12 protein-coding genes are annotated in these 13,102 nt (G+C 71.3%); 7 read left to right on the forward strand and 5 right to left on the reverse strand.

Annotation, left to right across the window (positions count from 1 at the left end):
* Nucleotides 1-56 precede the first annotated feature (56 nt).
* The 4 genes from H5398_RS12515 (at nucleotide 57) to H5398_RS12530 (ending at nucleotide 2,356) form a co-directional block, all read left to right on the forward strand.
* Entirely contained in the window at nucleotides 57-797 is a 741-nt protein-coding gene (locus H5398_RS12515; protein ID WP_182800221.1) for a hypothetical protein, read from the forward strand.
* Nucleotides 797-1,036, forward strand: coding sequence for a helix-turn-helix transcriptional regulator (locus H5398_RS12520; protein ID WP_182800222.1), 240 nt, complete (start codon nucleotides 797-799; stop codon nucleotides 1,034-1,036). The genes H5398_RS12515 and H5398_RS12520 overlap by 1 nt, the downstream gene beginning before the upstream one ends.
* A 59-nt stretch (nucleotides 1,037-1,095) precedes the next feature.
* On the forward strand, nucleotides 1,096-1,551 hold the full coding sequence (locus tag H5398_RS12525; protein ID WP_182800223.1) for a GyrI-like domain-containing protein: 456 nt from the start codon (nucleotides 1,096-1,098) through the stop codon (nucleotides 1,549-1,551).
* Between the two features lie 70 nt (nucleotides 1,552-1,621).
* Entirely contained in the window at nucleotides 1,622-2,356 is a 735-nt protein-coding gene (locus tag H5398_RS12530; RefSeq protein ID WP_182800224.1) for an FMN-binding negative transcriptional regulator, read from the forward strand.
* Nucleotides 2,357-2,688: 332 nt separating this feature from the next.
* Here the strand turns inward: H5398_RS12530 and H5398_RS12535 are convergent, their stop codons facing one another.
* The 5 genes from H5398_RS12535 to H5398_RS12555 form a co-directional block, all read right to left on the reverse strand.
* The gene (locus H5398_RS12535) at nucleotides 2,689-5,145 is read right to left on the reverse strand and encodes a glycoside hydrolase family 3 protein (RefSeq protein ID WP_220489425.1); all 2,457 of its coding nucleotides are present in this window, start codon (nucleotides 5,143-5,145) and stop codon (nucleotides 2,689-2,691) included.
* A gap of 404 nt (nucleotides 5,146-5,549) precedes the next feature.
* The gene (locus H5398_RS12540; RefSeq protein WP_182800225.1) at nucleotides 5,550-5,909 is read right to left on the reverse strand and encodes an SHOCT domain-containing protein; all 360 of its coding nucleotides are present in this window, start codon (nucleotides 5,907-5,909) and stop codon (nucleotides 5,550-5,552) included.
* A 64-nt stretch (nucleotides 5,910-5,973) separates the two neighbouring features.
* Nucleotides 5,974-7,182 (reverse strand): hypothetical protein, encoded by a 1,209-nt coding sequence (locus H5398_RS12545; protein ID WP_182800226.1) that lies wholly within the window; start codon nucleotides 7,180-7,182, stop codon nucleotides 5,974-5,976.
* Between the two features lie 187 nt (nucleotides 7,183-7,369).
* On the reverse strand, nucleotides 7,370-8,932 hold the full coding sequence (locus H5398_RS12550) for an SLC13 family permease (RefSeq protein WP_182781257.1): 1,563 nt from the start codon (nucleotides 8,930-8,932) through the stop codon (nucleotides 7,370-7,372).
* Between the two features lie 78 nt (nucleotides 8,933-9,010).
* Nucleotides 9,011-9,502, reverse strand: a complete 492-nt coding sequence (locus tag H5398_RS12555) for a DUF1269 domain-containing protein (RefSeq protein WP_182781256.1) — start codon at nucleotides 9,500-9,502, stop codon at nucleotides 9,011-9,013.
* 163 nt (nucleotides 9,503-9,665) lie between these two features.
* On the opposite strand from H5398_RS12555, the gene H5398_RS12560 reads away from it, so the two are divergent.
* From H5398_RS12560 to H5398_RS17840, 3 genes are all read left to right on the forward strand, one after another.
* Nucleotides 9,666-9,890, forward strand: coding sequence for a lipopolysaccharide assembly protein LapA domain-containing protein (locus H5398_RS12560; protein WP_182781255.1), 225 nt, complete (start codon nucleotides 9,666-9,668; stop codon nucleotides 9,888-9,890).
* The gene (locus H5398_RS12565) at nucleotides 9,860-10,348 is read left to right on the forward strand and encodes a hypothetical protein (protein ID WP_182781254.1); all 489 of its coding nucleotides are present in this window, start codon (nucleotides 9,860-9,862) and stop codon (nucleotides 10,346-10,348) included. Before H5398_RS12560 ends, H5398_RS12565 begins: the two co-directional genes overlap by 31 nt.
* A gap of 74 nt (nucleotides 10,349-10,422) precedes the next feature.
* Nucleotides 10,423-13,095: a LuxR C-terminal-related transcriptional regulator gene (locus H5398_RS17840; protein WP_182781253.1), complete on the forward strand. Its 2,673-nt coding sequence runs from the start codon at nucleotides 10,423-10,425 to the stop codon at nucleotides 13,093-13,095.
* Nucleotides 13,096-13,102: the final 7 nt, after the last annotated feature.

Consider the following 13,102-nt stretch of genomic DNA (forward strand, 5'->3'; position numbering starts at 1 on the left):
CCACTGCGCGTACCTTAACGATTATCGTTGTTATCGACAATCGTTAGGGGCACGTGATGTTCGGTGGGGCTGCAGTTCTGGTGCTGGTGGCGGTGGTGATGCTCGCGGCGGCGGTGCTGCTCGTCGGTCGCGAGCGGCTGGGCGGGGACACGGCCACCCTCCGGGTGGTCCGCGGAGGGGCGGTGGTCTATGGACTGCTCGTCCTCATCCTCACCGCCCTGGCGGTGGGGAGTCAGCTGTTGGTCGACACGGTCGAGGTGACCCTCCCCACCGAGACGTTCTGGCCGGTGCTCCCTGAGGGCGTGGAGATGTTCCCCGGCGGCGACGCCCGCTTCGTGGGCGGCGGCTTCACCGAGGCCCCGGTGTCCGTGACCGGCCTCGGTATCGCCGCCAGGGCGCTGCTCGCCGCCGGCACTCTGGTCCAGGGTCTCACCCAGCTCGCCGTCACCTGGGCGGTGTTCCTCATCGCGCACCGCCTCCTCGCCGGCGAGCCGTTCCGCCCCGTCGTGCGCAAGGCGGTCCTGGTGGCTGCGGCCGCGCTCATCGGCGGCGGCCTCCTGTGGCAGGTGCTCTTCGGAGTCGGCGAGTTCATGGCGGCCAGGGAGGTGCTCGGATCGCTTGGGTGGGGCTGGGACGAGAGCCTCGGGCTCGAGGATCCCTCTGTGCTCATGCCCACACCGCAGCTGAGGCTGACCATCGCGTTCTGGCCGATCTTCAGCGGCCTCGCGCTCGCGGCCGTCGCGGCGGCGTTCCGCTACGGCGAGGAACTCCAGCGCGACACGGCAGGACTCGTCTGATGGTCCCGGCCGAGCCCGACGAGGACACGGGCATCCACTGTCGCCTCGACGCGCTCCTCGCAGACCGCGACATGACGCTGACCCGGTTGAGCGAACTGGTGGGGGTGAGCGTGGTCAACCTCAGCGTGCTGAAGAACGACCGTGCCCGAGCCGTCCGCTTCTCCACCCTGCGAGCCATCTGTCGGGTGCTGGACTGCGAGGTGGGCGACCTGCTCGTCCTCGCCGAGCCGCGACGCTGACCTGGTTCCGGCGCATACTGAACACGAGGGCTCCAACGTCGGGGCCGAGGAGGATTTCGATGACCGAGTTCAGCATCAGCACCATCGATGCGCAGCAGGCGGCGGCCGTCCGGCGGAACGTGCCCATGGCGGAGCTCACGACGGCGTTCGACACCGGCTTCTCGCAGGTGATGCGGGCAGTCACCGAGCAGGGCGCCACCGTCACTGGGCCGCCGTTCGGCTATTACCACTCGATGCCGGGGGAGACCGTCGACGTGTCGGTCGGGTTCCCGGTGTCGAGGGCGGTCTCGGCGGGCGACGTCCAGCCGTTCGAGCTGCCCGGCGGGCAGGCGGTCGTCGGCACCCACGTGGGGCCCTACGACCAGCTGGAGGGCACCTACGGCGAGCTGATGACCTGGGTGAAGCTCGAGGGCCTGGCGCTGGCCGACGGGATGTGGGAGCAGTACGTCAGCGATCCCTCGGCCGAGCCCGACCCGGCGACGTGGCGCACGCTGATCGTCTGGCCGCTGGCCTGACGGCCCCGAGGCCGGGATCGCTGCGGGGGTCGCCCGCGGGCGGGAGACCGGGTGGGGGTAGCATTCCGACATGCATCCTGAGCCGCCCCGGAGCGGGGTCTACGTCCCCAGTAGCCAGCGGGTGGACGACATCGCGCGTTGTCAGGCGCTGCTTGCTGAGGTGGGAGCCGGGCTGTGGATCACCGGGGGCGACGGCGCCCCGTCGGCCACTCTGCTGCCCACCGTCTGGGGGCAGGGGCGCCTGATCGCCCACGCGTCGGCTAGCAACCCGCAGTTCGACCTGCCCGTCGGGGCGCTCGTGCCCTGCCGGGTGGTGATCCAGGGGGCCCATGCTTACGTGAGCCCGCGCTGGTACCCGAACATCCAGCCCGCCGAGCACGGCGGTGTGGCGCGCGGGCGCGCCGAGGGCCGCGCCGTCGGCACGTGGGACTACGAGCAGGTCCAGGTCGCCGGGTGGCTGAGCGTCCACCGCGACCCTGACCGCCTGCGCGCCGAGGTGATGGCCCAGGCCACCGCCCTCGACGCCGACCGCCTCCTGGACATGCCCCACGCGGCGGACGCGCATCGGGGCCCGTGGTCGCGCGCCGAGGCGCCGAAGGACTTCATGAAGGCCATGTTGCAGGGGATCGTCGGGGTGGAGCTCGAGATCACCGAGGTGGTGGGGCGGTTCAAGCTCTCGCGCAACCGCACCGACGCCGACCGTGCGGGCGTCGTCGAGGGGCTGCGGGAGCGCGGTCGGGAACGTGATCTCCGCGTGGCGGACGCCGTCGAGGCGGTGGAACCGCTGCCCCGCGGCGGGGCCTGAAGCGGACCCCTTCCAGAGTGTGGCATGGCGGACGGTCTACCCTCCCCGGATCACCACTCACGAAACCCCTTGCCGCCGTCTTGCCCTGGCTGATGGCCCGCGTGCCCACGGCGATGAGGTCGTCCTCGTCGATCCCCCCCCCAGTGTCCAGGAGCGCCGTGAGCACCTTGGTGCGAGTCGGATCTCCTTCGCCGGCTGAGGTGCGAGGAGCGAAGGCCACCGGACCATTCCCGCGGGCTGAGGTGCGAGGAGCGCAGCGACGAGCCTCGAAGCCTGAGAAACGCTCCTTGTCAGCTCACGTTTTTGAGGCTTCGAGGCCGCTACGCGGCACCTCAGCCAGCGGTGGGGGCAATACGCGGTGTCCCCGGCCTCGACCCCATCGCGAAGCGCAGCACCCGCCCCGCGACCGCCTGGATCTCCGCCCGGCGCACGCCGTCGGCCTTCGCCAGCGACCGCAGTAGCGAGCGGTCCTTCCCCTTGCGCAGCCAGTCGACGGTGGAGCCCGGCATCAGCACGTCCGCCCCCGCCCGCACCCGGTAGGCGGAGTCCCACACCTCCGGGAAGTGGGGGTCGCGGGAGTGCTGCATCCACCAGTCGGTCATCACCATGCCGTCGTAGCCCCACTGCTCCCGCAGAATGGTGGTGATGAGTTCGTAGTTGTAGTGCGCCCACACGCCGTTGATCTTGTTGTAGGAGGTCATGATGGTCTGCGGCCGCGCCTCCTTGACGCAGATCTCGAAGCCCTTGAGGTAGATCTCGCGCAGCGCCCGCTCGGAGACCCGGGAATCGTGCCTGCTGCGGTTGGTCTCCTGGTTGTTGGCGGCGAAGTGCTTCGGGCACGCCGCCACCCCCTGCGACTGCACCCCGGCCACCACCGCGGCCCCCGTCCGCCCGGTGACCAGCGGGTCCTCGGAGAAGTACTCGAAGTTGCGCCCGCACAGCGGGTCGCGGTGGATGTTCATGCCGGGGCTGAGCAGCACGTCGGAGCCCTTGCGGACCATCTCGCGCCCGTGCTCGGCGGCGAGCTCCCGCACCAGCGCCGGGTCCCAGGTGGAGGCCAGCGCGGTCCCGCAGGGGAGCAGCGACGCGTAGGCGCTCAGCCGGATCCCCGAGGGCCCGTCGGTGCAGGTGACCGGCGGCACCCCCTTGGCGCGGAGCGTCTCCAGAATCCCGCCGAACACGCCGGCGTTGCCGGCGGCGCCGAGCGGGCTGTTCATGCGGCCGTGCCCGCGGGTCAGCGCCTCGAGCTCCTCGTCGCTGAGCTGCGCGACGAACTCCTCCATCGACTTCCGCCCCGCCGCGACATCGCCCAGCGCGATGCCCTGGTCCCCCGTCACCGGCACCTCGGTCGGAAGGTGCTCCGCGATCCGGGTCCGGAGGTCGACGGTGCGCACCGGCACGTCCTCCCATCCCGGCCGCGTCACGTCGCCGGCGCGAAAGACCGTCATCCGGCGGAATGCGGCCGCCGGATCGACGGCACACGCCTCGGCCAACTGCTCCACGACCCGCAGCTCACGCACCGTGAACTCCCCCACCGCGACGGCGGACCTCACGTCCGCGCCGAGGAAGAAGCGGTAAGCCCCGGGCTCAAGCACCCACGCCGAGCGGTGACCAGTGGCCCCGCCGTCGTCGTAGGACGACAGCGCGTCCACCGGCACGGTCAGCTGCACCCGCTCCGACTCCCCGGGCGACAGCTCGCGCGTCTTCGCGTACCCCACGAGCGCCCGGGCGGGCTTCCCCAGCGCGCCGTCGGGCGCCTGCACGTAGAGCTGCACCACCTCGCGCCCCGCCCGCGACCCTGTGTTGGTGACATCGACGGCGACCCGCACCTCGTCGTCGGCTACGAGCTCGGCCCTCGAGAACCCGAACGTGGCATACGACAGGCCGAAGCCGAACGGGAACTGCACGGTGTCGCGGGCGAAGGTCTCGAAGTAGCGGTAGCCGACGAACACGTCCTCGGCGTAATTGTTGAAGTCCTTGGCGCCGAAGTTGCCCGACGTGGGGTAGTCCTCGTAGTGGCGCGCGATGGTGTCGGTGAGGCGCCCCGATGGCGACACCGCCCCGGCGAGCACGTCGGCCACCGCCCGCGCCCCCTCCATTCCGCCCTGCCACGCGAGGACCAGGCCCGCAAGACGATCCCCGTACTCCTCCACCCAGGACAGGTCCATCACGTTGCCAGTGTTGACGACGGCCACCACCCGCTCGAACCGTGCGACGACGGCGTCCAGCATGGAGCGCTCGGCGTCGGTGAGGTAGTAGGAGCCCTTCTCCAGGACGTTTTCGCGGTCCTCACCGGCGGCGCGTCCGATCACCACGACGGCCACCTCCGCCGTGTTCGCCACCCGCGACACCAGCCCGGGATCCAGCGGCATCTCCTCGAAGTGTCGCGGCCAGTTGCCCCAGTACCCCTCGTCGGGCGGGTTGGCGGCGGACCAGGCCTCGTAGGCGGCGGCCAGCTCGCCGCTCACCGCGACACCCGCCTCCCGCAGCGCCTCCAGCAGGGACACGCTGTAGGGCGGCTTCACGTCGCCGCCGGAGCCGTAGCCGACGGCGAACCAGTCGCACTGCACGCGCCCGAACACCGCGACCTCCGCGCCCGCCGACAGCGGCAGCACCCCGCGCTCGTTGCGCAGCAACACCAGACCCTCGGCGGCCGAGCGACGGCACAGCTTGACGAGCGCGTCTGAGAGGGTCGGGTCCGTGTCGACGAGGTCCGCCGATTGTTGGGTCAGGCCGTTGACGACGGTGTGCATCGCCTTGCGGTAGAGGCGCCAGAGTTCCTGCGGCATGGGGGCTCCTGGGAGGGCTGTTCAGAGTGTGGGTTCTCAGACGGTAGACCGACCCTGAGCCACCACTGTGTGGAGCCCCCATCCTAGGCGAAACGCTTCGACGCCGCCAGGGGGGTCTCGCTGCGAGCGTCCGACCAGCGCACCCGGGTTGCGCAACTCCTGCCAGGCTGGGGCTCGGCGCCTGTGTTAGCTCGCGCGGCCCGCGCTATACCCAGTGCGGGCCGCCGAATCGAGGGCAGGCGACTCCGCAGGCGTCGGAACGCAACGCCGGCGTCGGAACGCAACGCCGGCGACCCACCCGGGCCGTCAGGCCGGGGTGGGTCGCGGTGGTGCCGTCGCCGTGCGAACGTAGGCAATCACTGATCAGTCATGTCCTGGCCGCGGCGCACCGGTTCGGCAACGAGTCAGAGGCCGAGCAGCTTCGCCTTCGCCGCGGTGAACTCCTCAGCCGACAGCAGACCCTTCTCGTGCAGGGCAGCCAAACGCTCGAGCTGGGCCAGCGGATCCGCAGGGGCCTCAGCTGCGACCGGGGCCGCCGGAGCAGGTGCGACGGCGGCCTGCTGCGCCGCGACCGCGCGAGCCGCCGCGTCGTTGATCGCGGCATCCTGAGCCTGGGCCCGCGCGAACGCGAGCTCCTGCTCCTGGGCGGCGGCCGCCTGCTGCTTGGCGACCACGTTTCCGGAGACCTTCGTGGCGGTGCCCGCGATGACGGCCGTGCGGGCCGCGGTGCCGAGGAGCCCGGGGCGCCTGTTGCGTCGAATCATGTCTTTCCTCCCTCTATGCAGACGGTCACTCGGCGGCGCCGAGGCCCGGTGGTGCCGACCTGGGTCAGCTTCCGATGCGGGCCGCGATGAGCCCGGTGACGACCACGGATGTAATGGTGACTGTCGAGAAGCCGGCGATGATCATCTTGGGAAGGATCGCGCCCTCGATGGCCGCGACCTCCTCCGGGCTCTCGCCCGCGCCCTTGGCCGCTTCCTGCGACAGGATCATGGTTCCCGGGAAGCCGTACAGCGAGGTGAGGCCGATGGCGATCGACATCGGGATGGTGTACCCGAGCAGCTTCCCCGTGATCCCGGCGAACAGCGCGATGCCGATCACTCCGAACAGGAAGGCGAGAAGCAGCGGAACCGCCAGCGCAGCGACATCGGCCGGCTCGACGGTGGCGAGCGGGCCGAACACCAGGATCATGATCGACAGCATCATGAGGCCGTAGGCGTCGATGCCGTTGAGGATGCCGGGCTTGAAGATTCCGAACGCGCGCAGCGCGATGCCGAAGATCAGCGCCACCACGAACGTGTTGAGGATGCCGCTGGTGAGGTTGTTGATGAGGATCGACACCAGCACCACGGCGCCCACCACGAGCAGCGTGCCGGGCGTGGTGCTGAGGAACGCGGGCATCTTCGACGGTGCGGCCTCGGCCGTCGAGGTGGCCGCAGCCGGGGCCTCCAGCCGTCCGGCGCGGTACTCGCCCTTCAGCCGGGTGGCCTCCTGGCGCAGGATGATCGACGTGAGCGGGAATCCGATCAGCCCCTGCAGGGCGGCGATCAGCACCGGGAAGATCGCCACCGAGGTGAGGCCGACGCCCAACGCCGCCTCCTGAATGATCAGGACCGAGATGGTGCCGCCGCTGAGCGATCCGATGCCGGCCACCACGTAGTCCATCGCCTGCGACACACCATCATAAGCACCCTGGCGCCGGCCACCGCCGAAGACGAAGCCGGCGATCCACAGCAGGACGCCGATGCCGACGACCGTGGAGATGCCCACCACCAGCGTCTTCCACTGGCGCTTGAACTCGTCGATGCTGATCAACGTCCCCAGGTGGACGATGATGAACCCCACGACGACGCCACCCAGGCCCAGCAGCGAGGAGCTGGCCAGCAGGTCGTCGGGGAAGATGTCGGTGAGGAAGCCGATGAAGAAGATGATCGAGGCCACGAACAGCGACGACAGCAGCGACTGGGTCTTCTTCGCCACCCAGTCGCTGACCGTCCACACCGCCATGACGATGGCGAAGGCGAGAACCGCGTTCATATGAGTGTCTTCCTCCCGTTGGGCACAACCGAACACCGCAACACTTGCCCCATCGGCACCCCCCGGCATCCCCCGCAGCGGGTGAGTCCGGGGCTGCCCTGGCCGCCGTCGCGGTCACGGCGGCGAGTGCCACCCTGGGGGCGGACCCGGCCGCGACACGAGCCGGACGCGCCGGACAACCGTCGGGTCAGAATCCCCAGATGAGCGGGACCAGGAAGATGCCCACCAGCCCATAGGCGATCAGCAGGGGGAGGCCCAGCTTCCAGTAGTCGCCGAACCGGTAGCCCGCGGCCTCCATGACCATGAGGTTGGCTGGGGTGGCGACGGGGGTCAGCAGAGCGCCGGCCGCGAACACCGCCACGGAGATGAGCACCGGCACCGCGGACACGTCCAGCTGGGCCGCGGCCGAAATGCCGACCGGGATGACGATCAGCGCGGTGGCCGTGTTGCTGATCAACTGCCCGAGCACCGCGGTGATGACGAACAGGCCGGCGAGCAGCGCGTAGGGGCCGGCGTCGCCGATGAGCGCCACGAGCCGCTCGGCCAGCGTCTGGGCCGCGCCGCTGCTCACCATGGCGGCCGACAGCGACATCATCCCGCCCACGAGGATCACGGTGGTCCAGGAGATCCCGCGGTATCCCTCCTCGACCGTCAGGACGCGAAGCAGGATCATCGCCAGGGCCGCGGCGATGCCCACCACGGAGGCCGGAACGAGCCCCGTCGTCAGGAGGATCACCATGGCCGCGAGGACGCCGATGGCGCGCTTGGCTCCGAGGCCGAGGGGCACGGCCTGCCGACGGACGGCGTCGGGGTCGTCAACGGCCATGATGTCGGGGTCCTTGGCGGCGTTGTCGAGCGCCTCCCACGACCCCTGGAGCAGCAGCGTGTCCCCTGCCGACAGGGTCAGTTCCTCGTGCACGTCCTGGCCCCGGTGGTGCATCGCGGCGACCACCAGCTCGCCGCTCTCGGTCACCATCCCCCGGTGGACCACGTCTCCGATGAACTGCGAGCGGGGCGGGATGATGAACTCGGCCGCGCCGCTGCCGCGCTCCATGAGCGTGGCGTGCGAGCCCGCAACCGAGTAGTGCGCGGCCAGGGTGTCTCCGTGGGCACCGAAGTCGCGCAATGCCCGGGCGGGGGTGCGCCTCGGAATCAGTTTCGAGCCGAAGCCGATGACCATGAGGATGGTGATGAGCACCAGCGGGACGCCGACGGCGGCGATGGTGAACAGGCCCATCCGCTGGCCGGTGACCTCCTCGACGTAGTCCGCCACGAGGACCGTCACCGGCGACCCGGTGAGCATTAGCAGGGACCCCGCGTGCGCGGCGAAGGCCGTGGGCAGCAGCATCTCCGACGGCGACCGCTTCGCCCGGATGGCGATCACCACCACCACGGGGGTCAGCGCCGCCACCGCCCCGTTGGGGCTGATCAGCGCCGTCAGAACCGCGACCACCAGCATCACGGTGACCATCAGCCGGGTGGGGCTGTCCCCGCCGTGCTTCATCGCGAAGTTGCCCACCCAGGCCGTGACCCCGGTCTTGTCCAGCGCCTCGCTCACCACGAACAGGGCCGCGATGAACAGGACCGTGGGATCGCCGAATCCGGCCGTGGCCTCCCCCAGCTCGAGGACGCCCGTGGCCCACAGGGTCAGCGGGACCAGCAACGCCACGACGGCGACGGGGAGGCGATCCAGGACGAAGAGGACGACGGTGGCCCCCAGGACGACGAGTGTGATGACGCTGTCGGTCACTGGGGGCTCCTAGGACTTCGCTGATCGCTGCTGGTCCCGGCGGGGATGAGCCGGGCGGGATGAGGTGGCCAGGGGGGATCAGGCCTCCGAGCCGGAGAGCTCCTCGGCCAGGGCGGACTCGTCGGCGTCGGACAGCGAGGTCTTCAGGACGGTGCCGCCGAACTCGCCCATGGCGGCCGAGAACTTGTCCTCGGTGATCTTGGTGGCCATCACCACGAGGGCGGCCTTGCCGGGCTCGAGGAGGCCGTCGACGCGGTCACGCAGGCTGCGGTTCACGCCCGCCTTGCTCGCCACGCCGGCGAGGGCGCCCCACGCGCCGCCGACCAGCATGCCCAGCCCGGGGACGAGGAACAGCAGGCCGATGATCATGCCCCACAACGCTCCGCCCGTGGCGGAGACCCCGACGATGGATCCGGGGGTGTCGATGTGCTTCTTGCCGTCCTCGTCGACGCGCACGACGGCGAGCCCCGAGAGGTTCAGGACGAAGTCCCGCTGAAGTTCGATGACCTTGGACTGGGCGCGCTCGGCGGTGGCGTGATCGTCGTAGCCGATGATGATGAGTTCGGACATGGTGGCTCCTTGAACCTTGACCGCGCGGGCGCGCGGAACGTCAGGGCCCACCCTCCCCCCGGCCCCTCACCCGGGCATCACCCTTCACGGGTAATCCGCGCGGGGCCGCGGCGCGGGAGGATGGGGTGTGCCCAGGCGACCGCCGGGCCGGAGAGGACGCACGATGAGCGACGCCCAGCAAACCGGCAGCAGTCTCCTCCGCTCGCCCCGCACCTGGGTGGGCGTGGCCATCGCGGTCCTGGCGATCGCGTTCATCGTCCAGAACCGTCAGATCGTCGGCATCGAGCTGCTAGCCTTCACGTTCCAGGCTCCCCTCTGGATCACGTTGAGCGGTGTCTTCCTCGCAGGGTTCGCAACATGCTGGCTGATCAGCCGTCGTCGGCGGTAGGCGGCCGGGCGGCGCCCCTGGAGATCCGCATCCACGCGGACGGCGAGGTGGGCGCGGACCTCACCGCGGAGCTGGGCGGACTGGTGGCGACACCTCTGGCGGACGGCACGCTCCTGCGGGGCACGGTGGTGGACGCGGCCGAGCTGTGGGGGGTTCTGCACCGCCTCCACCGGGCGGGGCTGCGGCTGCGCTCGCTGGAGAGGCCCTGCGCCGGCCCGGCGCCGGACCATGCGGGCCCGGACAGCGAGCCGCCCGGCGAACCGTTGCTGGCCCGCGTCGAGGTGGACGGCCACGCCGCGGGCGTCGTGTCGGTGATCCTCGGCGCCGCGGACGTCTACCAGAATCCGCCGTCGACCACCTTGGTCTTCCGGCTCGGCACCGAGGACGCTCTCTTCGAGGTCCTGGACACCCTCGAAGACCTGGCGCTCACCCTGCGGGGGATCCACGTCGACGGCTGAGTTCTGGTCCGTTGTGCTACGTGGCGTCGTTTAGGATGACCGCAAAGACGCCACCTGACAGGAGCGAGGCCAGCGTGAGTGCAGGTCAAGAGATCCGTCCCTTCAACGAGACGCGTTTCGGCGTCCCGGTCCCCTCGGACCGGTTCGTCCGCCGCCCCCGCATCACGGCCCTTCTCAACTCACACGTCTCCCGCCCCGTCACGCTCGTCACGGGCCCGGCCGGCACGGGAAAGACCCTCGCCGTGGCCGACTGGACGATGACTGGCCACCCCCGCGGCGTGGTGGCCTGGCTGTCGCTCGACCGGGGCGACGCCGGCCTCGCCCGGTTCTGGGCCTCCGTAACGGCGGCGCTGGCCGTGGCCGCCCCCGCGGCCCTGAGCGGACTGGAGATCCCCGACGCGCCGGACCAGAGCTTCCTGGAGTCGCTGGCCGGCAACGCGGGCGGCCTCGTCCTGGTGCTCGACGACGTGCAGGAGCTCGACGGCGGCACGGCCCTGGACTGGCTGGACCGGGTACTGCGCTGGCCGCCCGCCGGGATCCGGTTCGTGCTGGTGGCTCGCCACGATCCCCCGGTGTCGCTGCATCGCCTGCGTCTGGAGGGCAAGGTGGGCGAGCTGCGCCTGGCCGATCTGGCCTTCACCCTTGCCGAGTCCGAGGAGCTGATGGCAGGGTCCGGGGTGACGCTGACCCCCGCCGCGCTGGGACGGCTCATGGAGACCACGGCCGGGTGGGCCGCAGCGCTCCGGATGGCAGCCCTGACCCTGCAGGTCGCCGAGGATCCAGCCCAGGCCATCGAGCGCTTCGGGGGGGTCACGTTCCTGGTCTCCGAGTATCTGTGGGATGAGGTGCTCCGGCTGCTACCGACTGCCTACAGCGAGTTCCTCCTCAAGACCTCCATCACCGGCCGGCTGTGCGCGCCGCTGGCCGTGGCGCTCACCGACGAACCGCGCGCCGACGAGATGCTGCGGACGCTGGCCAGGGAGCAGCTTCTCGCCCACGAAGTGGAGGGCACCGGCTGGTACCGGACCCACTCGCTGCTCACCGAGGTGCTGCGGGCACGGCTGATGTCCACCAGCCCCGAGCTGGCGCAGGAGCTGCATCGCCGCGCCGCGCGCTGGTTCGAGGACAACGGCGCGTGGACCAAGGCGCTGGCCCACGCCACGGCATCCGGGGACTGGGACTTCGCGGGCCGGATGGCGATGCGCTCCGGCGCGGTGGCCCTGTTCACCACGGACCGGCAGCCCTACGTCGAGGCCGTGTCTCGGGTCCCGGCGGCGGTGACGACGGACCACCCCGAGCTGGCCGTCGCGCACGCTGTGGCAGCCTACTGTCGCGGGGACCGCGGCGCCGTCGAGGCGCTTCTGGCCAGGGCGGACCTCACGACGCTGCCCGAGCGCCGCAGGGACCTGGCCACCATCACGATCGAATCTCTGAGGGCCGCTCAGGCCCACCGCGACGGCGACGCCCTGGTCATGCGGGAGGCCTCCACCCGAGCCGACGAGCTGCTCTCGGGGATCAGCGCGGCGGACGCCCCCGGCTGGGCGGCCTACGGCGGCGTCTCCCACGCGCTGCGCGGCGTGGCGGAGCTGTGGGCCGGACGCCCGGATCTGGCCGCCGGACTGCTGGCGCAGGCGGTCGAAAACTACCCGGCGGGCCCGTTCAATGCCTACGGGGCCGTCTACTACGGCGGGATCCTCGCGCTGGCCCAGGCAGGCGGTGGCCGGCTGTCGCTGGCGCGCCGCACCGCTGAGGCAGCGCTGGAGGTGGCCCGCACGCACGGCCGGTCGCGCTCCTACGAAAGCCAGTGGGCCTGGCTCGCCCTCGCCGTCACCCTGCTCTACGCGGGGGACGCAAAGGGCTCGGCCGCGGCTCGGAGCCAGTGCGCCGAGGCCGGCGGGGAGGCCATCAACCCCTTCGTCGCGGTGACCCTGCAGATCATCGCGGCGCGTCAGTGCCTGGGCACCGGGGATCTCCCCGGGGCGCGGCGTGGGGCCGCCGCCGCCCGGGCCGCCGTGACGAGACGTCCCGGAATGCTTTCGCCCACCGCCCTGCTCACGTCGCTGCGCGTCGATCTCGCGCTCGCCGAGGGGGACCCCGAGGCGGCCCGCGCAGCCCTGGCCGAGTACGACGCCCCACCCATCGGCCGTGGCGATGCCCCCGCCCCCCGGCCCGACGCCGTCTCCAATTGCCGCGCCCGGTTCCTCCTGGCAACCGGGAAGCCGGAGCGGGTGCGGGCCGCCGTCGCCCACCTGCTCGACATCGAGGGCGCCGAGGCGGTGCAGGCGTGGTTGTCCGTCGCGGCGGCCGAGGACCGGCTGCGGCACGACTCGCTCGCCATCGAGGCGATGGGCCGGGCGCTGGACCTCGCCGAGAGCGAGGGCGCCGAGCTGTTCCTCCTGCGCCAGTCGCGCCAACTGGCCTCCGCGCTGCGCCGCCATCGCGACGTGGTGGGCACTCACCGGGCGCTGGTGGATCGCGCCCTGGTGATCGCCGAGGGCTCAGCTCCCCCGCCCGGGCCAAGGGCCCTCGTGCCACTCACCGAACGCGAGCGGGCGGTGCTGTCCTACCTGCCGACGATGGGGTCCAACGCCGAGATCGCCGCGGCACTCAGCGTGTCGGAGAACACGGTCAAGCAGCACCTCAAGTCCATCTACCGGAAGCTGACGGTCAGCAGCCGCCGGGAGGCCGTGCGGGTGGCACGCGACGCCGGGCTGCTCGACGGGCTGACGCGCCCCACGTCTCCCTGACCGGCCG

Origin of the sequence: Tessaracoccus sp. MC1679, assembly GCF_014164775.1 — a bacterium.
Taxonomy (GTDB): Bacteria; Actinomycetota; Actinomycetes; order Propionibacteriales; family Propionibacteriaceae; genus Arachnia.